Raw genomic sequence first — 25,240 nt, forward strand, 5'->3', positions numbered from 1 at the left:
CGATGATCGAATACGCCCGGATCTACGCCGCGCAGCTGGCCGAGCTCCTCGGCCCGGACGAGCGGGCGGTGGACGCGATCTCGGTGGACTACGCCGCCGGGCGGGGCGCCACCCTGGACACGCGCGGCGGCCCGCTGGCCGGCATGCTCGCGAAGGCGGCACGCCTGACGCCGTACCTCGTGCTGACCGAGCACCGGCTGCTGGTGGTCGACGAACTGGGCGACGTCGAGAAGCAGGCCGTCACCTGGGCGGTGCCGCTGGAGCGCGTAACCGCGATCAGGCACGACCCGAAGCCGCCCGTCGAGCTCGGCCGGATCCTGGTGGTCTTCGACGACTCGTCCCAGGTGCGGCTGCGCGCGGGCCTGCTGCTGCCGTTCGCGGCCCGCCGCTTCGCCAAGGCCTTCCGCGACGCCGGTGGAAGCGGCCGACCCCGCCGGGGACAGCGGTAGGGTCGAGGAGTGAGACCACCGAGACCCATCGTGTTCGCCGGCCTCGCGGGACTGGCCCTCACGGCCTGCGCCCCGGGGCCGCTCGTGACGCCCGATCAGACCGAGGAACCGGTGGCCACCTCCAACGTTCGCCCCGTGACCACCTCGCCCGAGCCCGCCACCCCTGAGCCGCCGACGATGGCTCCCGGGCCGGCGGCCTGCAGCGACGTCGCGGCCGAACTGCCGCTGGCGGCGCAGGTGGGCCAGCTCTACATGGTGGGCGTGTCCACGGGCGGGCTCGACGAGGCCACCACCGCCGCCATCACGCAGGCGCAGGTGGGTTCGGTGGTGCTCCTGGGCAACTCCGACGCGGGCCTCGAGCCGATCACCGCGATCACCACGGAGCTCGCCGGGCTGGGTGCTGATGAGCTGCCGATCATGGTGGCCGTGGACCAGGAGGGTGGCACCGTGCAGCGGCTGCAGGGGGAGGGCTTCAGCGACATCCCCAGCGCCGTCGAGCAGGCGCAGCTGCCCGAGGGTGAACTGGTCGACGCCGCCTACGGCTGGGGCATGGAACTCGTCGACGCCGGTGTCCACTTCAACCTCGCACCCGTGGCCGACGTCGTGCCCGCCGACAAGCAGGCGAGCAACGCGCCGATCGGTGCCCTGGACCGCAACTACGGCAACGACGTCGACACGACGGCCCGGGCGGTGGCGGAGTACGTCTCCGGCATGGAGCTCGCCGGGATCGCCACCTCCCTGAAGCACTTCCCGGGCCTGGGCCAGGTGACTGTGAACACCGACTTCGGGGTGGCACATGACACCGACGTGGTCCCCGGGGACTCGGACTGGGCGGCCTTCACCGCGGGCATCGACGCCGGTGCGCGCTCTGTGATGGTCTCCTCGGCGGTCTTCGAGTTGATCGACCCGGACAACGAGGGCGTGTTCTCCCGCACCGTCATCACGTCCTACCTGCGCGAACAGATCGGCTTCGAAGGAGTGGTGATCGCCGACGACCTCGGCGCCGCCGGAGCCGTGGCCGACACCCCGCCCGCGGACCGCGGCGTCCGGTTCCTCTCGGCCGGGGGAGACGTCGTCATCAACGCGGACCCGGCGATCCTGCAGGAGATGGTGGCGGCCACGATCACCCAGGCGGAGGCGGACCCGGCCTTCGCCGAACAGGTCACGGCCTCGGCCACCCGCGTGCTGCAGCTCAAGTCCTCGCTGGGCCTGGTCGACTGCGCCTGACCGACGAACCGTCGAGCGAAGCGAGCTCGGCGCTGTTCGGGGCTAAGGGGGCGGAACCCCGTGGGTTATCCAAACCGACCGGTGATGTAATCCTCCGTGGCCTTCTCGTCCGGGTTGTGGAAGATCTTCTCCGTGTCACCGAACTCGATCAGCTCGCCCGGCTGTCCCTGCGCCTTCAGGTTGAAGAACGCGGTCTGGTCCGAGACGCGCGCCGCCTGCTGCATGTTGTGGGTGACGATGACGACGGTGTAGGTCTCCTTCAGCTCGTGGATGAGCTCCTCGATGGCGAGGGTGGAGATCGGGTCGAGGGCGGAGCAGGGCTCGTCCATCAGGATGACGTCGGGGGACACGGCGATGGCACGGGCGATGCACAGACGCTGCTGCTGGCCGCCGGACAGGCCGGAGCCGGGACGGTCCAGACGGTCCTTGACCTCGTTCCAGAGGTTGGCGCCGCGCAGGGCCTTCTCCACCAGTTCGTCGCTCTCCTTGCGGCTGATCCGGGCATTGTTGAGCTTCACGCCGGCCAGCACGTTGTCGCGGATGGACATCGTGGGGAACGGGTTGGGGCGCTGGAACACCATCCCCACCTGGCGGCGGACGCGGACCGGATCGACGTCGCGCGCGTACAGGTCCACGCCGTCGAGCAGGACCTGGCCGGTGACGTAGGCGCCGTCGATCACCTCGTGCATGCGGTTGAGGGACCGCAGGACGGTGGACTTGCCACAGCCGGACGAGCCGATGAAGGCCGTCACGGCGCGCGGCTGGATGGTCATGTTGACGCTGCGTACGGCGTGGAACTTGCCGTAGTAGATGTCCAGGTCCTGCAGTTCAATGCGCTTCGACATGGTCTGAGTGTTTCCTTCTGGCGGGTTGGTCAGCGGCCGGGCTTGGGGGCGAAACGCCACGCGAGGAGGCGTCCGATGAGGTTGAGGCCCATGACGATCAGGATGAGGGTCAGGGCGCCGGCCCAGGCACGGGCGTAGAACGGTTCCTGCGGGATGCCGGGGGTGACGTACTGGTAGTAGACGAACACCGGCAGCGTCGACATCTGCGTGTCGAACGGGTTGGTGTTCAGCGACGGGTTCAGGCCGGCGGTGACCAGCAGGGGTGCGGTCTCGCCGATGATGCGGGCGACGGCGAGCACGGCGCCGGTGATGATGCCGGCGATGGAGGTGGGCAGCACCACCCGCAGGATGGTGCGGAACTTCGGCACACCGAGGGCGTAGGAGGCCTCGCGCAGTTCGTTGGGCACGAGTCGCAGCATCTCCTCGGTGGAGCGGACCACCGTGGGGATCATCAGGATGCAAAGTGCGATCGCACCGGAGAAGCCGTTGCGGGTGCCGGGGCCGAACAGCGCCGAGAAGATGGTGTAGGCGAACAGGCCGGCGACGATGGAGGGGATGCCCGTCATGACGTCGACGAAGAACCGAATGCTGGCGGCCAGGCGGCCCTGGCCGCCGTACTCCTGCAGGAAGATCGCCGTCAGCATCCCGATCGGGACGGAGATCAGGGTGGCGATGCCGGTGACGATCAGGGTGCCGGCGACGGCGTGCGAGGCGCCGCCTCCCTCCCCGATGACGTTGCGCATCGAGTAGGTGAAGTACTGGATGTCGAAGCGTTCGAGGCCCTTGGAGACCACCTGCCACACCAGGGAGACCAGCGGCGCAAGGGCCAGCAGGAAGAAGCCGACGAAGACGTAGCGGAAGAACCGGTCCACCGCCTTGCGGCGGCCCTCCACAGCGGTGGACAGCGCGAAGATCGCCACGAGGAACAGCAGCGAGCCGATGATGACGATCGCGCCGACGGAGACGACGTCGAGGATGGCGAGCACACCGGCGGTGACGGCGTAGGCCAGCACCAGAAGGGCCAGCCACGTGAACCGGGGCAGCTGCCCGGCGGTCAGCGAGAGCTTGGACTCGCGGGAGAGCGTGGTGGTGGACATCAGTTGGCTCCCGAGAACTCGCGGCGGCGGGAGATGACCCAGCGGGCCGCCATGTTGACGACGAGGGTGATCACGAACAGCACCAGACCGGTGGCGATGAGCTGGTTGACCCCGAGCCCGTAGGCCTCGGGGAACGCCAGGGCGATGTTGGCGGCGATCGTGTTCGGGTTGTCCGAGGTGAGCAGCTTGAAGTGGATGTTGTCCCCGGGGGACAGCACCATCGCGACGGCCATCGTCTCGCCCAGCGCGCGGCCGAGGCCGAGCATGCAGGCGGAGATGATGCCGGGGGTGCCGAAGGGCAGGACGGCCTGGCGGATCATCTCCCAGCGGGTGGCGCCGAGGGCCAGGGAAGCCTCCTCGTGCAGGCGCGGGGTCTGCAGGAACACCTCGCGGCACAGGGCCGTGATGATGGGCAGCACCATGACGGCCAGCACGAGGGCGGCGGTCAGGATGGTGCGCCCGGTGCCGGAGACCGGGCCGGAGAACAGCGGGATCCAGCCGAGGTTGGCCTCCAGCCAGATGAACAGGGGACGCACCAGCGGCGCGAGGGTGTTGATGCCCCACAGGCCGAACACCACCGACGGCACGGCGGCCAGCAGGTCGATGACGTAGCCGAAGATGGTGGCCACGCGCTTGTGGGCGTAGTGCGTCAGGAACAGGGCGATGCCGATGGAGACCGGCACGGCGAACAGCATGGCCAGGGCAGCCGCCCAGACGGTGCCGAAGGCGAAGGGGAGCACGTAGGCCCAGAACTCGCCGTAGGGCAGTTCCTCCGGGTCGGCCATCAGGGCGGGGAGTGAGAGCCCCACCAGGAACACCGCGACGGCGGCGAGGATCACGAGGATCGTGATGCCGGACCCCGTGGACAGGGCCTTGAACAGGGTGTCCCCGAACCGCTTGGAGCTGTGCTTCAGCTCGTGGTTGGTGGGTTGCGGGGGAGTGCTGGTTGCCTCGGCCTGCGAGGTCGATGTCGACATGTTGCTCCTGGGAGGATCGCTGTCAGGTGCCCGGAGGGCTTTGAACGCGGCAAACCGCGCCCGCCCCTTGGGGAGCGGGCGCGGCTTTCAGCCTAGGCCAACTATCACTGGATGGCGTCGATGGCGGCCAGGACCTGGCCCCCGAGCTTCTCGGACAGCGGGGCAGAGCCCGCGCCGTCGGCAGCAACCTGCTGGCCCTCGGGGCCGGCGATGTAGCTGAGGTAGGACTTCACCAGGGCGGCCTTCTCGTCGTCCTGGTAGTCGGCGCAGGCCATGGCGTAGGCGACGAGCACGATCGGGTAGCCCGGCGCGGTGCGGTCGATGGCGATGGCGAGGTCGTGCTCTGCGCGACCCTCCTCGATCGGGGAGGCCTCGACGGCGGCGGCCGCGTCAGCAGCGGTGGGGCCGAAGAACTCGCCCTCGTTGCCCACCATGATCACGGACAGGTCGCCGGCCTGGGAGGCATCGGCGTAGCCGATGGTGCCCACGCCGTTGGTGACGGCTGCCACGACTCCGGAGGTGCCCTTGGCGGCCTCGCCACCCTCGAGCGGCCACTCGCCGTCGGCCTCGTTGGTCCACACGTCGCCGGCGGCCTTGTTGAGGTAGTCGGTGAAGTTCTCGGTGGTGCCCGAGTCGTCGGAGCGGTGGACCGCGGTGATGGCGAGGTCGGGCAGTTCGACGCCCTCGTTCAGCTCGGCGATGGCCGGGTCGTTCCAGTTGGTGACGTCACCGGCGAAGATGCCGGCCAGGACGGCCGGGGTCAGGTTCAGGTCCGTGACGCCCTCGACATTGAAGATGATCGCGATCGGGGAGATGTAGACCGGGAGGTCGAAGGCGATCGACTCGGGCGTGCACAGGGCGAAGTTGCCTGCGACGTTCTCCTCGGCCTTGAACGCGCGGTCGGAGCCGGCGAAGTCGGCGCCGCCACCCATGAAGGCCTCGCGGCCGGCGCCGGAGCCGTCGGGGGAGTACAGGACGGTCGCGCCCGGGTTCGCGGTCTGGAAGCCGGCGATCCAGTTGGTCTGGGCGACGTTCATCGACGAGGCGCCGATGCCGGTGAGGTTGCCCTCGACCTGGGCGGGGGCCTCGTCGGCCGAGCCCTCGTCGGTGGCGGTGTCTTCGGAGGTGGTCTCGTCCGCGGTGGTGGTCTCCTCAGCGGCGGTGGTCTCCGGCTCGGCGGGCTGCTCGTTGGCGGCGCAGGCGGAGAGCAGCAGGGCGGCGCTCAGGCCGAGGGCTGCGGTCAGACGCAACTTCATTTGATTCCCTTCCGGGGTTCGACGTGCTTGGTGGGCCGGTGGCCCTGGAACAGTGCGTTTCCAAGACGTGAAGTTAGGCGGGCAAAGTGACCGATCGACCCGCTTTGGGTTAACAGCAGATGAACGAACGGCGAGTTCTCGGACGGAGAACGCGGGGAGGCGGTAAATCGTTACCGATCTGTGACCGGTTCCAGTCAGGCGGTGGGCTTCAGGATGTCGGAGCGCACCACCTTGCCGTCGGGCAGCAGGTGCACCGCCAGCACCTCGCCCACCACCATCGGGCGCGGCTCCAGGCCCAACCCGGCGTACATGAACGGCAACACCGGCCGGTGCCCGCACAGGGCTGTCGGCTCCGCCAACGACGACGCCAGCTCCGCGATGTGGCGTGCCACCCGTTTCGGGTGCTTGGTGCCCTCCTCCTCGCTGAGCAGGTCCACGCCGTTGACCGGCAGGCCCATCTCCTCGCCGTAGGGGCGCAGCGTCTCCATGCAGCGCACCGACGACGAACTCTCCAGGCGGGTGACGCCGAAGATGCTGAACAGCCCCACGAGGTCCTTCGCCTGGCGCCGGCCGCGTCCGGTCAGGCGGCGCTTCTGGTCCGGGCCGGACCAGTCCTTGCGCTGCATCGCCTTGCCGTGGCGCACCAGCAGCAGCACGTTGGTGTGCGGGTGCTCGATGGCCTCGCGGATGACGCCGCGCTCGTCGTCGTAGCTGACCTTCTCGATGGCCTCCGCGGCGGGGAACCACCGGGCCTCCTCCACCTCCTGGTCCGGCGGCCGGTGGGACTCGCTCAGCACCGTCGCGCGCCAGTAGTGCGTGACCTTGGTGCCCTTGGAAACCTTGTACCGGATGCTGGGCAGCCGCAGGCCCAGCTTCACCAGCACCCCGGTCTCCTCCAGCACCTCCCGGACCGCGGTCTCGGGGAGGTACTCGTCCACCTCGCCCTTGCCCTTGGGCAGGGACCAGTCGTCGTAGCCCTTGCGGTAGATCAGCAGCACCTGCTGGCCGCCGTCGACCTCCCTGGTGACCACGGCGCCCGCGGCGACGACCTTCGGCTTCCTGCTCATCGCGTCATCGGGCCCGGCGGGACGCGGCCTGTTCGATCAGGGTCTGCTGCAGGTCCACCAGCGGGTTGCCGTCGGCGTCGCGGGTGTGGGCGGTCCAAGTGGTGTCCACCAGTTCCCAGTGCACGGTGTCCGGCGCGAAGGCCAGGTCGAAGAGTTCCTCGATGCGCTGCACGTGGTTGGGGTTGGTGAGCCCCACCACCGCCTCCACGCGGCGGTCCAGGTTGCGGTGCATCAGGTCCGCGGAGCCGATGCCGACGGTGGGGTTGCCGGCGCCGGCGAACCAGAACACCCGTGAATGCTCCAGGAACCGGCCGAGGATGGAGCGCACCCGGATGTTGTCGCTCAGCCCCGGCACGCCCGGACGGATGGTGCAGATGCCGCGCACCCACAGGTCCACCGGCACGCCCGCCTGCGACGCCCGGTAGAAGGCGTCGATGAGCTGCTCGTCGACGGCGGAGTTCACCTTGATCCGGATGCCCGCGGGGCGACCCGCGCGCTTGTTGGCGATCTCGCGCTCGATGTAGCCGAGCAGACCGGCGCGGATGCCGTGGGGTGCCACCAGCAGGCGCCGGTAGTTGGTCTCGGCGGTCATGCCGGAGAGGTGGTTGAACAGGCGCGCGACGTCGTCGGTGATGATGGGGTTGCTGGTGAGCAGGCCCATGTCCTCGTAGCCGCGGGCGGTCTTGGGGTTGTAGTTGCCGGTGCCGACGTGGGCGTAGCGGCGCAGCCCGTCGGACTCCTTGCGTACCACCAGGCACAGCTTGCAGTGCGTCTTGAGACCCACCATGCCGTAGACCACGTGCACGCCGGCCTGCTCCAGTTTGCGCGCCCAGCCGATGTTGGCCTGTTCGTCGAAGCGGGCCTTGATCTCGACGACGGCCAGCACCTGCTTGCCGGCCTCGGCCGCCTCGATCAGGGCGTCGACGATGGGGGAGTCACCCGAGGTGCGGTACAGCGTCTGCTTGATGGCCAGCACGTCCGGGTCCGCCGCGGCCTGTTCCACGAACCGTTGCACCGAGGTGGCGAACGAGTCGTAGGGGTGCTGGACCAGGACATCGCGCTTCTTCAGCGCCAGGAACATGTCAGCCGGGCTGGCGCTCTCCACCTCGGCCAGGTCCGGGTGGGTGATGGGCAGGAAGTTCGGGTAGAGGAGGTCCTCGCGGGAGCTGTCGGCCAGCGCGAACAGGCCGGTGAGGTCCAGGGGGCGGGGGAGGTGGAAGACCTCCTCGGGCTTGACGTCGAGCTCCTCCATCAGCAGGTCGAGGATCTTCTCGTCGATGTCCTCCTCCACCTCCAGGCGCACCGGCGGGCGGCCGACCTTGCGGCGCAGGAGTTCCTTCTCCAGCGCGAACAGGAGGTTCTCGGCGTCGTCCTCCTCCACCTCGATGTCCTCGTTGCGGGTGACGCGGAAGGTGGTGTAGTTCAGCACCACACGGCCGGTGAACAGCTGCCCCAGGTGCCTGCCGATGACCTCCTCGAGGGGCACGAACCGGCCCTCGGCGAGCTTGATGAAGCGCTCCAGGATGGCGGGCACCTTCACACGGGCGAACTGCTGTGCGCCGGTGGTGGGGTGCTTGAGCAGCACGGCCATGTTGATGCTCAGGCCGGAGATGTAGGGGAACGGGTGCGACGGGTCCACCGCCAGCGGGGTCAGCACCGGGAAGATGCGCTCCGCGAACAGCGTCCGCATGCGGTCCTTCTCGGCGGCGGTGAGCTCGGCCCAGGTCAGGATCTCGATGCCCTCGGCCCGCAGCTCGGGCCGGATCTCGTCCTGGAACACCCGGGACTGCTCGGCCACCAGCTCGCCGGTGCGGCGCAGGATGGAGGAGTGCAGCTCGCCAGGCATCTGCCCGGTGACGGTGCGCACGGCCACGCCGGCGTCGATGCGGCGCTTCAACCCCGCCACCCGAACCATGAAGAACTCGTCCAGGTTGCTGGAGAAGATGGCGCAGAACTTGGCCCGCTCGATGAGCGGCACCCGGGGGCTGTCCTTGGCGAGGTCGAGCACCCGGTTGTTGAACTCGAGCCAGTCGAGCTCCCTGTCTGCGTAGCGATCGGCGGGGAGGTTGGGGGAAGACTCCATGTCAGGCGTCCTTGCGTGCGTAGCTGGTGTCCAGGTTGATCTGGTTGAAGTTAGCCGAATTGTAGAGGCGCACCACGCGCTCCTGGTCCGCCTCCACGTAGAGGACCACCTGCGTGCAGCCGATCTCCTCGAGGTGCGCGAGACCCTGCTCCAGCAGTACCCGGCCGAGGCCGCGGCCGCCATGGTCCGGGTGCACGGCCAGCACGTAGACCTCGCCCACCTCGGCGTCGTGGCGCTTGGTCCAGTGGAATCCGGCCACCCCTGTGCTGCTGCGCGCGACGAACAGGCCGTCGGCGGAGAACCAGTCCTGACGGGTCAGTCCGCGGAACTCCTCGAGGGTGAGCTTGCCCTGTTCGGGGTGGTGCGCGAAGGCGGCGGCGTTCACGGCCACCACGGCCGCGGCGTCGTCGTCGGTGAAGGTGTCGATGGTGTAGCCGTCCGGCGCTTCGGAGACCGGTTCGTCACCGAGGGTGCGGCCAAGCTTGAGCAGGCCCCGCACGGCGGTCAGGCCCAGGTGGTCGGCGATGGCGACGGCGCCCGGGAGCGTCCCGAAGGCCCAGGCGGTGTGGCCGGGGTGGGCGTCGAGCGCGGCGGTGAGCAGCCCGGTGCCGATGCCGCGGCGACGGTGCGAGGGGTGCACGCCGGCGACGATGGTGTCCTCCCGGGGGTCGGCCACCGCGAACCCGGCCAGTGCGCCGTCCACGTGGGCCAGGTGGAAGTCCCCGGGCCGCTCGCCGGAGACCACCAGGGAGGCGGACTCGTTGAGCGGTGAGGTGCCGTCCGCGGCGGCGAGTTCGTCCGCGAGCGCGAGGAGCGCCCGACGGTCCGCAGCCTCAGGCTGTTGGGTCCTGTGAAGCGCGGTCCTGGTCATTGCGTCCCTCTCTGACACTGGTGAATCTGTAGCCGACGTTCCTGACAGTACCGATGTAGGCGTCGTACTGGCCCAGCTTTGCCCGCAGGCGACGCACGTGCACGTCCACGGTGCGGGTGCCGCCGAAGTAGTCGTAGCCCCAGACCTGGCTCAGCAGGACCTCGCGGGTGAGGACGCGGCCCGGGTGCTGCATCAGGTAGCGCAGGAGTTCGAACTCGGTGTAGGTCAGGTCCAGCGGCTCGCCGGAGAGGGTGGCGTGGTAGGCGGCCTCGTCGATGCGGATGGGGCCGGCCACCAGCACCTTGGAGGCGGCCGCGGACTTCAGCAGCAGCCGGATGCGGGCATCGAGCTCGGAGGGCTCGGAGTCCACGAGCAGGAAGTCGCTGAAGCCCCAGTCGCGGCCGATCAGGGCCAGGCCGTTCATCGGGACCAGCAGCAGGATCGGTTCCTCCTCGCGGGCCGAGTGGAGGGTGCTCGTGATGGCGCGCGCCCAGGCCAGGTCTTCACTCCCGTCCACCAGGACGACGTCGGAGCTGTCGATGTGGGCCAGGGCGGCCTCGGAATCGGCGGCGAGGATGGTGGTGTGGCTCAGCAGGGCCAGCATGTCCGCTGCTGCGGGGCGCTGGGAGACGATTAGGACTGTGCTCAACTGTGTCTCCCTCCGTGTCGACCGAGCACATCCTAGTGGAAAGTGGCGCTCCGGTTCGGGAGGTGTCTGCCGTAGCATGGCCCCCATGTCCAAACGCCTTCCCGATGAGTTCTTCCGGGAACAGGCGTCCCCCGAGTCCCCGGACGTCGGAACCGTGGAGCCCGAGGCCCATGCGCCCGAGGCGGATGGGCGCGAAGTCAAACAAAAGCCCTTCGGGTGGGGAGTGCCGCCGCGGATGGTGGTCGCGGGCGTCCTCGGCGCGCTGCTCCTCGGGTTCGGGATCGGTCGGCTCCTGGTGCTGGGCAGCACCCCCCGCCCCGAACTGACCCCGTCGGAGTCGCCCAGTGTGTCCCAGAGCTCCACGCCGTCGCCCACTACGTCGGTGGGTGCCACCCTCGTCCCCTACGACGGCCCGGTCAGCAACGTCACGGTGCTCGACGCCGAGGGGACCTGCCTGCAGGGCCCGACGCGCGACGAGCCCGCCAACCTGATCGACTCCAACCCCTCCACCTTCTGGCGCTGCCTCGGTTCCGGAGTGGGGGAGGAGATCACCTTCACCCTCAACCCCGAGGACCCCATCGTCGGTGTCAGGGTGGTCAACGGCAACACCATCTGGACCGACAGGTACCTGGCCGAGCGTCGCATCCTCGCCATCCGCTGGACCTTCTCCGACGGCTCCTGGGTGGAGCAGGGCCTCGCGGGCAACGATCGCCTGCCGCAGGAGGTGCGATTCCCGCCCGTGGCCGGCGCCCAGTGGGTGCGGATGACCATCCTCGACGCCACCGTCGTCGGCGCCACCGACGAGCAGAGCGACGCCGTGTCCATCAGCTCGCTGAACTTCCTGACCACCGCCTGAGTGGCGGCCCTCCGAGGGGCGGGAGAGCTACCGCTGGCGCTCGACGCTACCGCTGGCCGTCGACGCTACCGCTGTGGCGTTAGCGTTGAGCGGTACGGGTAGCACCGAGCAGCAGCGGTAGCGTCGAGCAGCCTCAGCCGCGCTCGGCCGTGTCCATCCAGATGGTGACCGGCCCGTCGTTGACCGAGGCCACCTCCATGTGCGCGCCGAAGCGGCCGCGGTGCACCACGGTTCCGAGCGACTCGAGCTCAGTGCACAGGAATTCGACGAGCGGCTCGGCCTCGTCGGCGGGCGCGGCCCGGCTCCACGACGGCACGCCACCCTTCTTCGTCGACGCGTACAGCGTGAACTGGCTTACCACCAGCACCGGTGCCCCGGTCTGCGCGACGGAGCGGGCGTCGTCGAGGATGCGCAGCTTGCTGATCCGGGAGGCGAGCCACCGCACCCGCTCGGGGTCCTCGTCGCGGGCCACGCCGGCCAGCACCAGCAGGCCCGGCCGGGGCAGTTCGGAGACCACCTGCCCATCCACCGTGACGGAGGCACTGGAAACCCGGGTGATGAGAGCGCGCATGGCCAACATCTACCAGCACCCGCCCCGACGGCGCCTCCCTGGCATGCGCGTGGCCGGGACCGCGCCGCTGGTTTCCGGCGGCTTGTAGACTCGTGCCCCGTGGGCATCGTGAGCGTCTGGATCCTGATCGCGTGCTGCGGCGTGCTCGCTCTCGCCGCGCTCGTCAGGGTGGGATTCACGGTGGCTGCCGCGGTATCTACATGGAGGCACAAGGATGCAGATTGAGATCGAGGTCCCGGAGGGCCTGAACCCGAAGCTGACCGCCCTCGGCTGGCTGGTCGGACGCTGGGAGGGCACCGGGAACGGCACCGACCACAACGGGGAGTCATTCACCTTCGAGCAGCGCATCGACTTCAGCCACAACGGCGGCGACTACCTCCTGGGGTCCTCCCAGACCTTCCTGCTGGGCGAGGACGGCAAGCCGACCGCGCCCCTGGACATGGAGACCTCCTTCTGGCGCCCGGCGGCCGACGCCACCGTCGAGGTGGTCACGGCCAACTCCAACGGCTGGACGCAGGTCCTCGTCGGCAAGATCCAGGTCACCCGAATCGACCTGCAGACCGACGCCGTCGTGCGCGCCTCGGGTGCGGAGGTCAGCCACTCCGCCGAACAGCGCCTCTACGGAAAGGTGGAGGGGGACCTGATGTACGCCATCGACCGCGCCACCAACGAGCACGAACTGCGCCCCCACATGTGGGCCAGGTTGTCGAGGCGCTGACATGGGCGTCCTGATCGACTCCGGCGTGGACGCCGGACTGGTCCAGCACTACGGCAACCCCGTCGCCGAGGCCCGCGCCATGGCCGGCGGCAAGGGCGCGGTGGCGCTCGGCAACCGTGACATCATCCAGGTCTCGGGCCCGGACCGGCTCGAGTACCTGCACAACATCACCACCCAGCACCTGTCCCAGTTGCAGCCCGGCGAGGCCACCACGATGCTGCTGCTGTCACCCACCGGCCACATCGAGCACGTGCTCCACGCCGTCGACGACGGTGAGCGCCTCCTCGGCTGGACCGAACCCGGCCGGGGCCCCGCGCTGGCGGAGTTCCTGGACAAGATGCGCTTCATGATGCGCGTCGAGGTGGAGCAGCGCACGGACCTCGAGCTGGCCTGGTACGGCCACCAGGTCCCGGCGCCCGAGGGAGCCGTGGTGCGGGACAGCGAACTCGGCGGCTCAGAGGTGTTCCTGCCTGCCGGCACCGAGCTGCCCGCCGACGCCGTGCCCGTCGGCATCTGGCCCTACGAGGCCGCCCGGATCGCCGCCGGCGTCCCGCGCATCTTCGTTGACACCGACCACAAGACCATCCCCAACGAGATCGGCCTGCTGGGCACCCACCTGGACAAGGGCTGCTACCGCGGCCAGGAGACCGTCGCGCGCGTCCACACCCTGGGACGGCCGCCTCGTCGGCTGGTGCAGCTGCACCTCGACGGCTCGCTGGTGGAACTGCCCGGGAGCGGTGCCGAGTTGAAGCTCGACGACCGCGCGGTGGGGTTCGTCGGCTCCAGCGCCCGCCACCACGAACTCGGGCCCATCGCCCTCGGGCTGGTCAAGCGGAACGTCGCCGTGGACGCCACCCTCGACGCCGACGGCATCCCTGCGGCCCAAGAGGTGCTGGTGGACCCGGAGGTGGGCCTCCACGTCCGGCCCGTCCTGCGCTGAGGTCAGCCGCGCACCTGCTCCAGTGACGCCGCGATCCGGCCCCTGGTGGACTCGTCCGCCGGGGCGCCCAGCATCGTCACAGCCAGGTACGCCGAGCCGATCACACCGTCGGTGACCCGCAGGGCGGCATCGCCGAGTTCGGCGAACACCCGCTGCGCGACGGGGCTGTCGGCTCCCATCACACCGCCACCCACCACCACGGGACCCTCGCCGGAGCCCGGGAGGGCCGCCACCGCCTTCAGGATCCGGTTCGCGGCCTCGTCGCAGACCTGGCGGGCGACGGCGTCGCCACGGTTGGCCTCCTCGAGCGCCAGCGGGGCGAGCCGGGCCAGCTGCACCGGGGGCTGGGCGTAGGCCCAGTCGATCAGGCCGGAGAGGGCCGGCTCCCGGCCGGGGACGTCGGCGTGGACGCTGCCGGCCACCTGCGCCACCCGGGCAGTCAGGGAGGTGGCGGGGCCGCGCTGGTCCAGGTGCCGGGCCGCGGCGCGTGCCACCTGGTGGCCGATCCAGAACCCGGCACCGCCGTCGCCGAGCAGCCAGCCGAGGCCGTCGCGGACCGCACCCACCCTGCCGTCGCTGATGCGCGCGGCCGTGGTGCCGGTGCCGACGATCAGCACGGACCCGGTGGGGGCGGCGGTGGCGGAGAAGTAGGCGCTGAGCATGTCCGGCTCCAGCCGGACGAGCCCCTCGAGGCCGTGCTCGGACAGCGCGAGGTGGAGCTCGGGGAACTCGCCGCCGGTGGAGAGCATGCCCGCCGCCGTGATCACGAACAGGTCCGGCCATACGTCGGTCTGGTGCACCGCGGCCCGGCAGGCCTCGACGATGTTGGCGGCCGCAGCGTCGCCGCCGACTGCCCGTGGGTTCCCGGGGCCGCCGTGGGCTTCTGCGAGACAGTTGCCGGACTCGTCCACGACGACGGCCCGGCTGGTGGTCCCTCCGGCATCGACTGCGATGGCGTGGCGTTGCGACATGCTCCTCAGTCTCGCATCCCGGGCACGGAAAAAGGGGCCGGACCCGCGGTCCGGCCCCTTCCTGCGTGGTGTCGGTCAGGCCAGCGCGGCCAGGGCAGCCTCGTAGTCGGGCTCCTGCTTGATCTCGGGAACCTGCTCGGTGTGGACCACCTTGCCGGACTCGTCGATGACGACGACGGAGCGGGACAGCAGCCCCTCGAGGCCGCCGTTGACCATCGTGACGCCGTAGTCCTCGCCGAGCGTGGTGCGGAAGTCGGAGGCCACCACGACGTTCTCGATGCCCTCGGCGCCGCAGAAGCGGGCCTGCGCGAACGGCAGGTCCCGCGAGACGCAAACGACGGTGGTGTCCTCCAGGCCCGCGGCCTTCTCGTTGAAGGTGCGCACGCTGGTGGCGCAGATGCCGGTGTCGAGGCTCGGGAAGATGTTCAGCACCAGCTTGCGCCCGGAGAACTCCGAGCTCTTCACAGGGGCCAGGTCGGGGCCGACCAGCTCGAAGGCCGGTGCGGCCGAGCCGATCTCGGGAAGGGAACCATGGGTGTCGACGGGGTTTCCCCCAAGGGTGATCTGTGTCATGGTCACGATCTTTGCCGATGGGACCAAATCCGCGCATCCCGTAGCGGGGGTTGGTCACCTGATGTTCACGCAGGGCTGACAGAGTTGACCCATGAACCAGAACCTGCGCGAGTTCATCGACAACATCCGGGACGAGGGGTACTCGGTGGGCGACGTCCACGGCGAGGACCAGTACCTGATCGACCCGCTCGGCCAGGCCGTCGAGACCTGGCGGGACAAGTACCCCTACGACGAGCTGCTCAGCCGGGAGGAGTACGAGGAGGAGAAGCGCGCCCTGCAGATCGAACTGCTGAAGTTCCAGTACTCCGCGCAGGACCAGGGCACCAAGCACATCATCATCTTCGAGGGCCGCGACGCCGCGGGCAAGGGTGGCGCCATCAAGCGCTTCACCGAGCACCTGGACCCGAGGTGGGCGCGGGTGGTGGCGCTGGCCCGGCCGACGGAGCGGGAGCGGGGACAGTGGTACTTCCAGCGCTACGTGCAGCACCTACCCACTGACGGCGAGATGGTCCTGTTCGACCGCTCCTGGTACAACCGGGCGGGCGTGGAGCGGGTGATGGGGTTCTGCTCGGACCACGAGTACGAGGTCTTCATCAGGCAGGCGCCGCTGTTCGAGGAGATGCTCATCGAGGCGGACATCACGGTGACCAAGCTGTGGTTCTCGGTGACGCAGCGCGAGCAGCGCACCCGGTTCGCCATCCGTCAGATCGACCCGGTCCGACGCTGGAAGCTGTCCCCGATGGACCTCGAGTCCCTGGACCGGTGGGAGACCTACACCGACGCGAAGGTGGCGATGCTGAAGGAGACCGACACCGAGATCGCACCGTGGTACCGGATCAAGTCCAACGACAAGAAGCGAGCCCGCCTGAACGCGATGCGACTGTTCCTGGACACCCATGACTACGAGGACAAGGACGCTTCCGTCATCAAGGCCACCGACCCGCTGATCGTGCAGCGGGGGCGCCGGTCCCGCGCCGTCGGTGGGTCGACTGCGGCCGAGGAGCAGTCGGAACGCGACGACTGAGGGCCGTCAGGGGAGTTCGCCGAGCGCGGCGACGGCGTCGGCCAGGACGCGCAGGTGGTTGTTCTTGACGCGCTGGGAGTTGGCCGAGGCGCTGATGCCCTCGCGCTCGGCGACGGCCGCGTTGTCCAGGCCATCCACCAAGCCCTGCAGGCTGCGTCGGGTGCCGGGCCGCAGCCCCGCGGCAGCGACCTCCGCGAGCCGCAGCAGCGCGTCGGCCGACGGCGTGGCCACGGTCCGTTCGTCGCGCACGGCGGTGCGGGCGGCGCCGTATCCGACGTCGTCGGCGAGGTCCTCCACCCAGCCGATGGCCTCGCGGGCCAACCACCAGGCGCTGCCGTCCTGGATGCCCCGCTCCGCGTCGACGACGCGCACCTCGCCGCCCCCGAGGCCGAAGCGCAGGTCGGCCACCTCGAACAGTTCGGTGCGCAGCCGCCAACTGGCGCGGAACGCCTCCCCGAGGGTGGGGTAGATGCCCTGGAGTTCGTCGCCCACGGTCACCCTGAGTGGGTCCAGCGCCGCAACGGCCTCGTTGGTCGCGTCGATGGCGGCCAGCACTGCGGCATGGGTGCGGGCGCGGTCACCCTGTCTCGAGTCCACGAGGTCGGCCAGCAGCGCGACGCAGTTAGAGTATTCCTTCATCTTGGGCATATGTAGATACTACCTTAATCAGGCGCGGATTAAGGTTTGGTGGTGGTGCTGGGTGGTGTCAGAGTGGCGTGGAAGAATCAGTTCGTAGGTCGGAACTCGATCCCAGAGGAGTGAACGTGCTTGATCTCGTGCTGAAGGCGCTGGTCATCGTGGCGTGCTTCGCACTCGCCGTTCCGGCCGGGACCCCGGCCGTCAGGATCCTCCTCCGGCGCGTCGAGCGTCGGCAACAGGCCCAGGAGGCGGGCGTCCCCGGCCTGCTGCTGGCGGAGAAGGAACTCGCCGGCGGCTACTGGATAGGCCTCCTGGAGCGCGCGGCCCTGTTCGCCTGCGTGCTCGCGGGGTTCCCGGCCGGCATCGCCGTCGTCCTGGGCGTGAAGAGCATCGGTCGCTACCCGGAGTTGCGCACCCCTACGGGCCGCAAGGGCGAGCTGTTCATCATCGGGACGTTCGCGAGCATGCTGTGGGCCGCTGCGTTCGCCGGCCTCGCCTACGGGGTGGTCCGGCTGTGGTGAGCAACCTGCTTCCTGCGAGCGTCGTCGAGGAACTCCTGGAGCGGTGGGCGGAGCCGCACCGCCACTACCACTCCACCAGCCACCTCCGTTCCGGGCTGGAGGCGCTCGAGCAACTCGGGGGCGGGCCCACCGAGCGGGTGGCGTTCTGGTTCCACGACGCCGTCCACTCCAACTCCACGCCGGCGGACGAGACCGCCTCGGCCGAACTGGCCGCCGCCCTCCTGGCGGGCCACCTGCCCGCCGCCGAGATCGCCGAGGTGCAGCGCCTCATCATGCTCACCACGCACCACCAGCCGGATGCCTCGGACCTGCCCGGCAGCCGTCTGTGCGACGCGGACCTCAGCGGCATGGGCTCCCGGTGGGAGGACTACCTGGACAACATCACCGGCATCCGCGCCGAACTGCCGCAGTTCGACGAGGAGCAGTGGCGCCACGGCCGCGCCCGGTTCCTGGAGCGATTCCTGGACCACGAATGGCTGTTCCACACCGCACGGGGGCAGAATCTGTGGGAGCACAGGGCGCGAACCAACATGGAGCGGGAGCTGGAACTGCTGCGGGGCACCTGAAAGCGCGTTCTCCGGGCATCGGGCCCGAAGTCAGCGGGTCCAGGGTGCCCCCAGTTCGCCGAAGGACCGCAGTTGCGCGGCCACCTGCTCGCACCACTGCTCCACCTCGTGCACCACCGGGTGCAGGCCCGCGGCGTCGTCGCGCCACTCGACGTGCTCGTCGCTGATGGCGATGGGGTCCGGTGCGGTGCGCACGGCCTCCAGGACCCGCATGAACGCACCCGAGTCCTCGAGCGAGCTGAGCAGCGGCATCTGCGGGTCGGTGACGTGGTCCAGCAGGTTGCCCAGCAGCGAGGTGGTGGTGCACGCGATGGTGCGCGTGCCGGCCGGCGTGGCCACCTCCACCACGTCGTCCTTGTAGTAGTGGGTGACCGAGCCCTGCGAGCCGTGCACGATGATGCGCGGCGAGGTCTGCTCGCTCGCGCACAGCGTCAGGCCGGCCGCGATCCGGGTGCCGCGGCTGGTGGTGACCACCACCGACGAGGTGTCGTCGGCCTCGATGTCATGGGCCCGGAAGAGGTCCAGGGCGACGTCGGTGACGTCCTGTGAGCGGCGGGACCCGTCGATCCGAAGTGCGGTCGCAATGGCGTGTGACAAGGGGTTGGTCACCACACCGTCCACGACGGGCATGCCGCGGAAGGTGCGTCTGCCGGCCCATGGGGCGCGTGCGTAGTAGGAGGTTGGGCGCACCCAGGTGCCCACGATCCCCACCCCGGTGACCTCGCCGATCTCACCGGCGGCAACCACGTCCTCGATCTCGGCGTAGGCAGAGGACCCGAGGCTCTGGAAGCCCACCTGGCACGCGCGGCCGCTGCGCCGCACCTCCGCCAGCAACTCGTCGAACTCTGCCAGCGACACCGTCGGCGGCTTCTCCAGCAGGACGTGGCTGCCCGCGCGCAGGGCCGTCGCGGCCAGCTCGCGGTGCGTGTGCAGGGGAGTGGAGACGATCACCACGTCCGGGACGACGGCACCGAGGAGCTCCGGCAGTGACTGGTACTGCGGCGTGTCGCCGACCAGTTCGGCGGATCTCCCGTCGGGAGCCGACGGGTCGGCGACTGCGACGAGCAGGCATCGCTCGTTGTGGATGAGGGGTTGCAGGGCCTCCAGGTGCTGCAGGCCGAACCCGTTCACCCCGACGAGGGCGATGGTCTTGGGAGCTGGGGCTGGCGAAGCGTTTCGCCGGGTGCTAGTGTCACTCATGTTGAAAGCGGTTTCCCGAAAACTGTCAGTTCGTGCACAACGGATGGACAGCCGTCAGCGTAGCAGTCGGAGAAAGCGCTAACAGCAGAGTCGCAACAAGCTTGGGAACCGTCGAAGAAGATCACCCGAGGGAGAAAACCTTGAGTCAGCCATCCACCCAGCCGACGTCGGAAGGGGGACGCCATGTCCGTGCTCAGTGAACTGGGCAACATCCGCAAGTCGAAGTCGCTCGACCGCGGACCCTCGCAGCGCCACGACGGCAAGTGGGCCCTGTTCTTCCTCGGGCCCTGGTTCATCGGCCTCGCCCTGATCGTCGCCGGCCCGCTGCTGGCCTCGCTCTACCTGTCCCTGACGGACTACGACCTGCTCTCCAACGCCAACTTCATCGGCATCGAGAACTACATCGACATGTTCTCAGACAGGCGCCTGCGAAAGTCGCTGGTGGTGACCTTCACCTACGTGATCGTCTCCGTCCCGTTGCAGCTGATGGCGGCCCTGGGGCTGGCGCTGCTCCTGGACCGTGGACTGCGGGGACTGGCGATCTACCGCTCTGCCTTCTACCTGCCCTCGCTGCTAGGCTCCTCGGTGGCCATCGCCATCCTGTGGCGCCAGATCTTCGGCGCCGAGGGCCTGGTCAACCAGTTGCTGGCAATCTTCGGGATCGACGGCCCCGGCTGGATCTCGCACCCGGACTACGCGCTGGGCACCCTGATGATCCTGAACGTGTGGACCTTCGGGTCCCCGATGGTGATCTTCCTGGCCGGCCTGCGCCAGATCCCCACCATGTACTACGAGGCCGCCTCCCTCGACGGGGCCGGCAAGCTGCAGCAGTTCTTCACCATCACGCTGCCGCTGCTGTCACCGATCATCTTCTTCAACCTCGTGCTGCAGGTGATCAACGCCTTCCAGACGTTCACGCAGTCCTACATCGTCTCCAACGGCACCGGTGGCCCCGTCGACTCGACGCTGTTCTACACGCTCTACCTCTACCAGGAGGGCTTCGGGAACCTGAACATGGGCTACGCCTCCGCCATGGCCTGGCTGCTGCTGGTGATCATCGCCGGCATGACCGCCGCCAACTTCCTCCTGTCCAAGTACTGGGTTTTCTACAATGACTGATCTCAAGCCCCCCACGGACCCGGCCGCGCTCGAGCCGCTGTTCACCGAGCCGGAGACCGCCGCCACGGCCGCGCGTCGCCGTCGCTCCCGCGCCTGGGGGCGCGTCCGCAGCGTCCTCAAGCACATCGGCCTCATCCTCGCCGCCTTCGTGATGCTCTACCCGCTGCTGTGGATGGTGGCGAGCTCCATCAAGCCGGACGCGCTGATCTTCCGCGAGCCCTGGCTGATCCCCTCCGAGGTCAGCCTGGAGAACTACACCAAGGGCTGGAACGCTCTGCTCCACCCGTTCAGCCACTACCTGATGAACTCGTTCCTGGTGGTGCTGGGGGCGGTGCTCGGCAACCTGGTGTCCTGCACGCTGGCCGCCTACGCCTTCGCCCGGCTGAAGTTCAAGCTGCGCAACCTGTGGTTCGCCATCATGCTGATGTCGATCATGCTGCCGATCCACGTGATCATCGTGCCGCAGTACATCCTGTTCTCCGAGCTGGGCTGGATCAACACCTTCGCCCCGCTCATCGTGCCCAAGCTGTTGGCCACGGACGCGTTCTTCGTGTTCCTGCTCGTGCAGTTCTTCCGGGGCGTGCCCCGCGAGCTGGACGAGGCCGCCACCATCGACGGCGCCAACCACCTGCGGATCTTCTTCCAGGTGATGCTCCCGCTGGCCACGCCGGCGCTCGCCACCACCGCCATCTTCACGTTCATCTGGACCTGGAACGACTTCTTCAGCCAGTTGATCTTCCTCACCAAGCCGGACATGTACACGGTGCCCATCGCACTGCGTTCGTTCCTGGACTCCACCGGCCAGAGCTCGTGGGGTGCGATGTTCGCGATGTCGATCGTCTCGCTCATCCCGCTGTTCCTGGTCTTCCTGTTCGGTCAGCGCTACCTCGTGCGAGGTATCGCCACCACCGGACTCAAGTGAGAACCCTGCCCACCCTGAGATCCCTGTCCCTACGACCGAAAGCCTCGTGCCCGTCACGGGTCGAGCCGGCACCCAGCCGAGAAACCAGAGATGAAGGAAGCGAAATGACCAGCAAGACACCTTGGTTGCGGATGGCAGCGTTGCTCGCCGCATCCACCCTGGCGCTCACGGCCTGCGGCCAGGCGGACAACCTCGCCGACGACGACGAGACCGCCGCCCAGCAGACCACTCCCGCCACCGAGACCGACCCTGCCGACACCGAGACCGCTGCCGAGGGCGAGGGGGAGGGCGCCGGGGCGACCATCCGATTCGCATGGTGGGGCTCGGACTCGCGCCACCAGATGAACCAGCAGCTGATCGACGCCTTCGAGGCGGAGCACCCCAACATCACCGTGGTGCCCGACTACACCGACTGGGGCGGCTACTGGGACAAGCTCGCCACTCAGACAGCGGCGGGTGACACCCCCGACGTGATGATGCAGGAGGAGCGCTACCTGCGCGAGTACGCGGATCGCGGCATCCTCGCCAACCTGAACGAGTTCGACGTCGACACCTCCAAGATCGACCCCTCGATCCTGGGCAGCGGCGAGTTCAGCGACGGCCTGTGGGGCATCGCCACCGGCGTGAACGTCCGCGTCATGATGGCCGACCCGGAGGTCTTCGAGGCCGCGGGGGTCGAGATGCCCGACGACAAGACCTGGACGTGGGACGACTACGTCGACATCATGGGCCAGATCTCCGCCAACACCGACGACGGCGTCTACGGCGCGCAGGACTTCGGCATCTCCGAGTCCGTGGAACTGACCGTCTGGGCCCGCCAGCACGGCCAGGACCTTTGGGACGCCTCCGGTGAGGTCGGGTTCGACCCCGAGACCATGGCCGCGCGCTGGCAGGTGACGCTGGACCTCATCGAGGCCGGCGGTGCACCCGAGGTCAGTCAGGGCCTCGAGATCAACGCCGCCGGCCCCGAGCAGTCGCTCGTGGCCACCGCTCGCGGTGCCATCTCGCCGTTCTGGAGCAACCAGCTGGGTGCCATCGCCGGTGCGGCTGGCAAGGACCTGCAGATGCTCCGCTACCCCGGTGAGACCCAGTTCGAGCGCCAGGGCCTGTTCCTGAAGCCCGCCATGGCCCTGTCCATGTCCGCCACCTCGGAGTACCCGGAGGAGGCGGCCCTGTTCCTGGACTGGATGCTCAACAGCCCCGAGGCCGGCGAGATCATCCTGTCCGACCGCGGCCTGCCCGCCAACCTCGACGTCCGTGCGCACATCATGGACCAGTTGAGCGAGGCCGACCAGCAGGCGGCCGAGTTCGTCGAGGACGTCTCCGCCGACATCCTCGACTCGGCCAACACCCCGCCCCGTGGCGCCGGTGAGGTCAACAGCCTCCTCCAGCGCATCAACGAGGAGGTCCTGTTCGGCCAGATCACGCCGCAGGAGGGTGCGGAGCGATTCATCGAAGAGGCCTCCGCCATCACCGGCGACTGACCTCCCGCAGTGGCGGGCCGGGAGCCGCCCGGCTCCCGGCCCGCCCACCGCACCCGAAACGTCGAACCACACCTCCGAGCCATCGAAGGAACCCATGACCATCTCCGTACACCCGGACCGCCTCCTGCCCGGCGACCCGGCGCTGCGTGACATCGCGCGCGAGCTCTACCGGGCGGTCGTCGACCTCCCGATCATCTCCCCGCACGGCCATGTGCCCCCGCAGTGGTTCGCCGACGACGTGGGCTTCGACAACCCCACCTCGCTGCTCCTGACCCCGGACCACTACATCAACCGCGTGCTGCACTCCCACGGCGTCCCGCTCGAGCACCTGGGAGTGGGCCGCGACGACTTCACCGCCGACGACGCCCGCGCCGCCTTCCGCACCTTCTGCAAGCACTGGAAGGAGTTCCGCGGCACGCCCATGAAGTACTGGTTCGAGGAGCAGCTCGCGGGCGTGTTCGAGCTGGACCTGGAACCCAGCGAGGCCAATGCCGACGAACTCTACGACCGCATCGACGCGCTGCTGGCCACTGACGCCTTCCGGGCCCGCGCCCTGCACGACCGCTTCGGCATCGAGTTCATCGCCACCACCGACGACCCCTGTGACGACCTCTCCCACCACCGCCGGATCGCGGCGGACCCGGACTGGGACGGCACCGTCGTCCCGACGTTCCGCCCCGACAAGTACCTCGAGGTGGTGCGCCCCGAGTGGAACAGCGACGTCGACCGGCTGGGGGAGTGCGCCGGGACCGCGGTGGACACCTACGCCGGCTGGGTGGCCGCCATGGAGGCCCGCCGCGCCTTCTTCAAGGACAACGGGGCCGTTTCCACGGACCACGCCCACCTCGACGCGGGCACCGTCAACCTTTCCGCCGACGAGGCGGAGTCCCTGTACTCCAGGGCCCGCTGGGGCAACATCAGCACGCAGGAGGCCGAACGCCTGCGGCGCGGGTTCCTGTTCGAGCAGGCCCGCATGGCCTCCGAGGACGGCCTGGTGATGACGCTGCACCCCGGCGCGTGGCGCAACCACCACACCGAGACCCATCGGCGTTTCGGCCCCGACGTCGGCGCCGACTTCCCGTACCGCACCGAGTACGTGGCCGCCCTCCAGCCGCTGCTGGACGCGTTCGGGACCAACCCCAACTTCAAGCTCGTGCTGTTCACCATGGACGAGACCACCTTCTCCCGCGAGATCGGGCCGATGGCCAGCTTCTACCCGAGCGTCTGGGCGGGTGCGCCGTGGTGGTTCCTCGACACCCCCGACGGCGTCACCCGCTTCCGTGGGGCGGTCACGGAGTCCTGCGGGTTCGGCAAGACCTCCGGGATGATCGACGACACCCGCGCCCTGCTCTCCATCCCGGCACGCCACGACATGGCCCGGCGGCTGGACTCCGGCTACCTGGCCCGGCTCGTGGCCGAACACCGGCTCACGATGGACGAGGCCATGGACACCGCGCACGACCTGGTGGTGCGCCAACCACGACGGGCGTTCAACCTTTCCGATGGCGACTGAAAGCGCTTACGCCTCGGTGTAGCCTGCGTCGCAGCATCAGCAACCATTCATTGCAACCAATCGAAGACTGACAACGGATAGGCGGGGAGATGTCCCGACGTGGTGCGGCGACCAACGCCGAGGTGGCCCGGCAGGCCGGGGTGTCCCCGGCGACGGTTTCGCGGGTCATGAACGGGCGCTTCAGCGGGGCGCCGGAGGTGGCCGAGCGGGTGCAGCGGGTGGCCGGGGAACTGGGCTACTCGCCCAACCACCTGGCGCGCTCGCTGGCGTTGGGCCAGACGGGATCCGTGGCGTTCCTGGTGCCGGACCTCGGCAACCCCGCCTTCCAGCAGGTGCTCACCGGTCTCAGCAGGGCCGCTGCCGTCGACGGCCATCGCGTCCTGATCGCGGACTCCGCCGAGTCCTCGGAGGACGAGCCGCTGCTGGCCGCCGACACCCGTCGCCGCTGCGACGCGCTCGTGCTGTGCGCGCCGCGCATGCCGGAGGAGCGGCTGGCCGCCGTCCTGAAGCAAGTGCAGCCGGTGGTGCTGGTGAACCGCACCGCACCGGAGGTGCCGGTCCCGTCGATCTCCATCGACTACGCCAAGGGCATCCTGAACATCGCCGAGCACCTGTACCGCCTGGGCCACCGGCGCTTCGCCTACCTGGCAGGCGTCGCCGGCAGCATGTCCAACCAGCGCCGACTGCAGGGACTCGACACCTTCGAGACCCGGCACCCGGACGTGACCGTCAAGAGATTGGTCGGTGGCGTGACCGCGCAGTCCGGCAGCGAGGCCGCCGACGCCGTGATCGAGGCCGACGTCACCGCCGCCCTGGCGTTCAACGACCTGGTGGCCGTCGGTCTGATCCAACGGGTGCAGGAACTGGGGCTGAAGGTGCCCGACGACCTCTCGGTCACCGGCTTCGACGACATCCCCTTCGCCGCCTACAACTCACCCTCGCTCACCACCGCGTCGGTGCCGTACGAACTGGTGGGGGAGGAGGCCTGGCGCCGCCTGTACGCCGTGATGAACGGCGAGGAGCCCGCCCCGGACGTCCTGCACCAGCCACGCCTCCAGGTCAGGGACTCCACGCGCGCCCTGTCCTGAGTGGCACGATGGGG

26 protein-coding genes are annotated in these 25,240 nt (G+C 69.2%); 13 read left to right on the forward strand and 13 right to left on the reverse strand.

Features of this window, described 5'->3' with window-relative positions; translation table 11 throughout:
- Positions 1-2 precede the first annotated feature (2 nt).
- On the forward strand, positions 3-449 hold the full coding sequence (locus ACYU7G_RS08120) for a hypothetical protein (protein ID WP_461106596.1): 447 nt from the start codon (positions 3-5) through the stop codon (positions 447-449).
- Positions 450-458: 9 nt separating this feature from the next.
- Complete coding sequence (locus ACYU7G_RS08125; RefSeq protein ID WP_461106598.1) at positions 459-1,676, forward strand: glycoside hydrolase family 3 N-terminal domain-containing protein; 1,218 nt, start codon at positions 459-461, stop codon at positions 1,674-1,676.
- Between the two features lie 65 nt (positions 1,677-1,741).
- Here ACYU7G_RS08125 and pstB read toward each other — a convergent pair whose 3' ends face one another.
- From pstB to ACYU7G_RS08165, 8 genes are all read right to left on the reverse strand, one after another.
- Entirely contained in the window at positions 1,742-2,521 is a 780-nt protein-coding gene (gene pstB, locus ACYU7G_RS08130; protein WP_461106600.1) for a phosphate ABC transporter ATP-binding protein PstB, read from the reverse strand.
- A gap of 29 nt (positions 2,522-2,550) precedes the next feature.
- The gene (gene pstA / locus ACYU7G_RS08135; protein WP_461106602.1) at positions 2,551-3,618 is read right to left on the reverse strand and encodes a phosphate ABC transporter permease PstA; all 1,068 of its coding nucleotides are present in this window, start codon (positions 3,616-3,618) and stop codon (positions 2,551-2,553) included.
- Positions 3,618-4,595, reverse strand: a complete 978-nt coding sequence (pstC, locus tag ACYU7G_RS08140) for a phosphate ABC transporter permease subunit PstC (RefSeq protein WP_461106604.1) — start codon at positions 4,593-4,595, stop codon at positions 3,618-3,620. The genes pstA and pstC overlap by 1 nt, the downstream gene beginning before the upstream one ends.
- Before the next feature lie 104 nt (positions 4,596-4,699).
- Positions 4,700-5,851: a phosphate ABC transporter substrate-binding protein PstS gene (gene pstS / locus ACYU7G_RS08145; protein WP_461106606.1), complete on the reverse strand. Its 1,152-nt coding sequence runs from the start codon at positions 5,849-5,851 to the stop codon at positions 4,700-4,702.
- A gap of 194 nt (positions 5,852-6,045) precedes the next feature.
- The gene (locus ACYU7G_RS08150) at positions 6,046-6,918 is read right to left on the reverse strand and encodes an NUDIX hydrolase (RefSeq protein WP_461106608.1); all 873 of its coding nucleotides are present in this window, start codon (positions 6,916-6,918) and stop codon (positions 6,046-6,048) included.
- A 4-nt stretch (positions 6,919-6,922) separates the two neighbouring features.
- Positions 6,923-9,001, reverse strand: coding sequence for an RNA degradosome polyphosphate kinase (locus ACYU7G_RS08155; protein ID WP_461106610.1), 2,079 nt, complete (start codon positions 8,999-9,001; stop codon positions 6,923-6,925).
- Position 9,002: 1 nt separating this feature from the next.
- Positions 9,003-9,872, reverse strand: coding sequence for a mycothiol synthase (gene mshD, locus ACYU7G_RS08160; RefSeq protein ID WP_461106612.1), 870 nt, complete (start codon positions 9,870-9,872; stop codon positions 9,003-9,005).
- A complete protein-coding gene (locus tag ACYU7G_RS08165; protein WP_461106614.1) occupies positions 9,835-10,521 on the reverse strand; it encodes a response regulator transcription factor in 687 nt (228 codons plus the stop codon). The genes mshD and ACYU7G_RS08165 overlap by 38 nt, the downstream gene beginning before the upstream one ends.
- An 85-nt stretch (positions 10,522-10,606) precedes the next feature.
- Between ACYU7G_RS08165 and ACYU7G_RS08170 the strand changes: the two genes are divergently transcribed.
- Positions 10,607-11,377: a discoidin domain-containing protein gene (locus ACYU7G_RS08170; protein ID WP_461106616.1), complete on the forward strand. Its 771-nt coding sequence runs from the start codon at positions 10,607-10,609 to the stop codon at positions 11,375-11,377.
- Positions 11,378-11,510: 133 nt separating this feature from the next.
- Here the strand turns inward: ACYU7G_RS08170 and dtd are convergent, their stop codons facing one another.
- Complete coding sequence (gene dtd / locus ACYU7G_RS08175; protein ID WP_461106618.1) at positions 11,511-11,948, reverse strand: D-aminoacyl-tRNA deacylase; 438 nt, start codon at positions 11,946-11,948, stop codon at positions 11,511-11,513.
- A 214-nt stretch (positions 11,949-12,162) separates the two neighbouring features.
- Here dtd and ACYU7G_RS08180 point away from each other — a divergent pair, with 214 nt between their 5' ends.
- Together ACYU7G_RS08180 and ygfZ are read left to right on the forward strand one after the other, a co-directional pair.
- Positions 12,163-12,666, forward strand: coding sequence for a heme-binding beta-barrel domain-containing protein (locus ACYU7G_RS08180; protein WP_461106620.1), 504 nt, complete (start codon positions 12,163-12,165; stop codon positions 12,664-12,666).
- Between the two features lies 1 nt (position 12,667).
- Positions 12,668-13,606, forward strand: coding sequence for a CAF17-like 4Fe-4S cluster assembly/insertion protein YgfZ (gene ygfZ, locus ACYU7G_RS08185; protein ID WP_461106622.1), 939 nt, complete (start codon positions 12,668-12,670; stop codon positions 13,604-13,606).
- A 2-nt stretch (positions 13,607-13,608) separates the two neighbouring features.
- On the opposite strand, the gene ACYU7G_RS08190 is transcribed toward ygfZ, so the two are convergent.
- Both ACYU7G_RS08190 and tpx read right to left on the reverse strand, forming a co-directional pair.
- The gene (locus ACYU7G_RS08190; RefSeq protein ID WP_461106624.1) at positions 13,609-14,577 is read right to left on the reverse strand and encodes an N-acetylglucosamine kinase; all 969 of its coding nucleotides are present in this window, start codon (positions 14,575-14,577) and stop codon (positions 13,609-13,611) included.
- Between the two features lie 75 nt (positions 14,578-14,652).
- Complete coding sequence (tpx, locus tag ACYU7G_RS08195) at positions 14,653-15,150, reverse strand: thiol peroxidase (RefSeq protein ID WP_461106626.1); 498 nt, start codon at positions 15,148-15,150, stop codon at positions 14,653-14,655.
- Positions 15,151-15,241: 91 nt separating this feature from the next.
- On the opposite strand from tpx, the gene ppk2 reads away from it, so the two are divergent.
- Positions 15,242-16,174, forward strand: coding sequence for a polyphosphate kinase 2 (gene ppk2 / locus ACYU7G_RS08200; RefSeq protein WP_461106628.1), 933 nt, complete (start codon positions 15,242-15,244; stop codon positions 16,172-16,174).
- A 6-nt stretch (positions 16,175-16,180) separates the two neighbouring features.
- Here the strand turns inward: ppk2 and ACYU7G_RS08205 are convergent, their stop codons facing one another.
- Positions 16,181-16,822 carry a SatD family protein gene (locus ACYU7G_RS08205; protein ID WP_461106630.1) on the reverse strand — a complete coding sequence of 214 codons (642 nt, stop codon included), beginning with the start codon at positions 16,820-16,822 and terminating at the stop codon, positions 16,181-16,183.
- A 116-nt stretch (positions 16,823-16,938) separates the two neighbouring features.
- Between ACYU7G_RS08205 and ACYU7G_RS08210 the strand changes: the two genes are divergently transcribed.
- Together ACYU7G_RS08210 and ACYU7G_RS08215 are read left to right on the forward strand one after the other, a co-directional pair.
- Positions 16,939-17,334 (forward strand): hypothetical protein, encoded by a 396-nt coding sequence (locus tag ACYU7G_RS08210; protein WP_461106632.1) that lies wholly within the window; start codon positions 16,939-16,941, stop codon positions 17,332-17,334.
- Positions 17,331-17,900, forward strand: coding sequence for an HD domain-containing protein (locus ACYU7G_RS08215; RefSeq protein ID WP_461106634.1), 570 nt, complete (start codon positions 17,331-17,333; stop codon positions 17,898-17,900). The genes ACYU7G_RS08210 and ACYU7G_RS08215 overlap by 4 nt, the downstream gene beginning before the upstream one ends.
- 30 nt (positions 17,901-17,930) lie before the next feature.
- Here ACYU7G_RS08215 and ACYU7G_RS08220 read toward each other — a convergent pair whose 3' ends face one another.
- Positions 17,931-19,100 carry a Gfo/Idh/MocA family protein gene (locus ACYU7G_RS08220; RefSeq protein WP_461106636.1) on the reverse strand — a complete coding sequence of 390 codons (1,170 nt, stop codon included), beginning with the start codon at positions 19,098-19,100 and terminating at the stop codon, positions 17,931-17,933.
- Between the two features lie 183 nt (positions 19,101-19,283).
- Here ACYU7G_RS08220 and ACYU7G_RS08225 point away from each other — a divergent pair, with 183 nt between their 5' ends.
- The 5 genes from ACYU7G_RS08225 to ACYU7G_RS08245 all read left to right on the forward strand — a co-directional run bounded on the left by ACYU7G_RS08225 (position 19,284) and on the right by ACYU7G_RS08245 (position 25,226).
- The gene (locus ACYU7G_RS08225) at positions 19,284-20,219 is read left to right on the forward strand and encodes a carbohydrate ABC transporter permease (protein ID WP_461106638.1); all 936 of its coding nucleotides are present in this window, start codon (positions 19,284-19,286) and stop codon (positions 20,217-20,219) included.
- The gene (locus ACYU7G_RS08230) at positions 20,212-21,141 is read left to right on the forward strand and encodes a carbohydrate ABC transporter permease (RefSeq protein ID WP_461106640.1); all 930 of its coding nucleotides are present in this window, start codon (positions 20,212-20,214) and stop codon (positions 21,139-21,141) included. The genes ACYU7G_RS08225 and ACYU7G_RS08230 overlap by 8 nt, the downstream gene beginning before the upstream one ends.
- A 104-nt stretch (positions 21,142-21,245) precedes the next feature.
- On the forward strand, positions 21,246-22,625 hold the full coding sequence (locus ACYU7G_RS08235; RefSeq protein ID WP_461106642.1) for an ABC transporter substrate-binding protein: 1,380 nt from the start codon (positions 21,246-21,248) through the stop codon (positions 22,623-22,625).
- Between the two features lie 94 nt (positions 22,626-22,719).
- Positions 22,720-24,138 (forward strand): glucuronate isomerase, encoded by a 1,419-nt coding sequence (uxaC, locus tag ACYU7G_RS08240; protein ID WP_461106644.1) that lies wholly within the window; start codon positions 22,720-22,722, stop codon positions 24,136-24,138.
- An 89-nt stretch (positions 24,139-24,227) separates the two neighbouring features.
- Positions 24,228-25,226, forward strand: coding sequence for a LacI family DNA-binding transcriptional regulator (locus ACYU7G_RS08245; RefSeq protein ID WP_461106645.1), 999 nt, complete (start codon positions 24,228-24,230; stop codon positions 25,224-25,226).
- Positions 25,227-25,240: the final 14 nt, after the last annotated feature.

This window comes from Tessaracoccus terricola (genome assembly GCF_054776555.1).

What these genes read in the sequence shown, in the direction of transcription:
- pstC (WP_461106604.1), bottom strand. Translation starts at nt 4,595, where the DNA reads ATGTCGACATCGACCTCGCAGGCCGAGGCAACCAGCACTCCCCCGCAA.
- ACYU7G_RS08170 (WP_461106616.1), top strand. Translation starts at nt 10,607, where the DNA reads ATGTCCAAACGCCTTCCCGATGAGTTCTTCCGGGAACAGGCGTCCCCC.
- ACYU7G_RS08230 (WP_461106640.1), top strand. Translation starts at nt 20,212, where the DNA reads ATGACTGATCTCAAGCCCCCCACGGACCCGGCCGCGCTCGAGCCGCTG.
- mshD (WP_461106612.1), bottom strand. Translation starts at nt 9,872, where the DNA reads ATGACCAGGACCGCGCTTCACAGGACCCAACAGCCTGAGGCTGCGGAC.
- ACYU7G_RS08225 (WP_461106638.1), top strand. Translation starts at nt 19,284, where the DNA reads ATGTCCGTGCTCAGTGAACTGGGCAACATCCGCAAGTCGAAGTCGCTC.
- ACYU7G_RS08150 (WP_461106608.1), bottom strand. Translation starts at nt 6,918, where the DNA reads ATGAGCAGGAAGCCGAAGGTCGTCGCCGCGGGCGCCGTGGTCACCAGG.
- ACYU7G_RS08220 (WP_461106636.1), bottom strand. Translation starts at nt 19,100, where the DNA reads ATGAGTGACACTAGCACCCGGCGAAACGCTTCGCCAGCCCCAGCTCCC.
- pstS (WP_461106606.1), bottom strand. Translation starts at nt 5,851, where the DNA reads ATGAAGTTGCGTCTGACCGCAGCCCTCGGCCTGAGCGCCGCCCTGCTG.
- ACYU7G_RS08120 (WP_461106596.1), top strand. Translation starts at nt 3, where the DNA reads ATGATCGAATACGCCCGGATCTACGCCGCGCAGCTGGCCGAGCTCCTC.
- pstB (WP_461106600.1), bottom strand. Translation starts at nt 2,521, where the DNA reads ATGTCGAAGCGCATTGAACTGCAGGACCTGGACATCTACTACGGCAAG.
- tpx (WP_461106626.1), bottom strand. Translation starts at nt 15,150, where the DNA reads ATGACACAGATCACCCTTGGGGGAAACCCCGTCGACACCCATGGTTCC.
- ACYU7G_RS08180 (WP_461106620.1), top strand. Translation starts at nt 12,163, where the DNA reads ATGCAGATTGAGATCGAGGTCCCGGAGGGCCTGAACCCGAAGCTGACC.
- ACYU7G_RS08245 (WP_461106645.1), top strand. Translation starts at nt 24,228, where the DNA reads ATGTCCCGACGTGGTGCGGCGACCAACGCCGAGGTGGCCCGGCAGGCC.
- ygfZ (WP_461106622.1), top strand. Translation starts at nt 12,668, where the DNA reads ATGGGCGTCCTGATCGACTCCGGCGTGGACGCCGGACTGGTCCAGCAC.
- ppk2 (WP_461106628.1), top strand. Translation starts at nt 15,242, where the DNA reads ATGAACCAGAACCTGCGCGAGTTCATCGACAACATCCGGGACGAGGGG.
- dtd (WP_461106618.1), bottom strand. Translation starts at nt 11,948, where the DNA reads ATGCGCGCTCTCATCACCCGGGTTTCCAGTGCCTCCGTCACGGTGGAT.
- ACYU7G_RS08190 (WP_461106624.1), bottom strand. Translation starts at nt 14,577, where the DNA reads ATGTCGCAACGCCACGCCATCGCAGTCGATGCCGGAGGGACCACCAGC.
- uxaC (WP_461106644.1), top strand. Translation starts at nt 22,720, where the DNA reads ATGACCATCTCCGTACACCCGGACCGCCTCCTGCCCGGCGACCCGGCG.
- ACYU7G_RS08155 (WP_461106610.1), bottom strand. Translation starts at nt 9,001, where the DNA reads ATGGAGTCTTCCCCCAACCTCCCCGCCGATCGCTACGCAGACAGGGAG.
- ACYU7G_RS08235 (WP_461106642.1), top strand. Translation starts at nt 21,246, where the DNA reads ATGACCAGCAAGACACCTTGGTTGCGGATGGCAGCGTTGCTCGCCGCA.
- ACYU7G_RS08205 (WP_461106630.1), bottom strand. Translation starts at nt 16,822, where the DNA reads ATGCCCAAGATGAAGGAATACTCTAACTGCGTCGCGCTGCTGGCCGAC.
- pstA (WP_461106602.1), bottom strand. Translation starts at nt 3,618, where the DNA reads ATGTCCACCACCACGCTCTCCCGCGAGTCCAAGCTCTCGCTGACCGCC.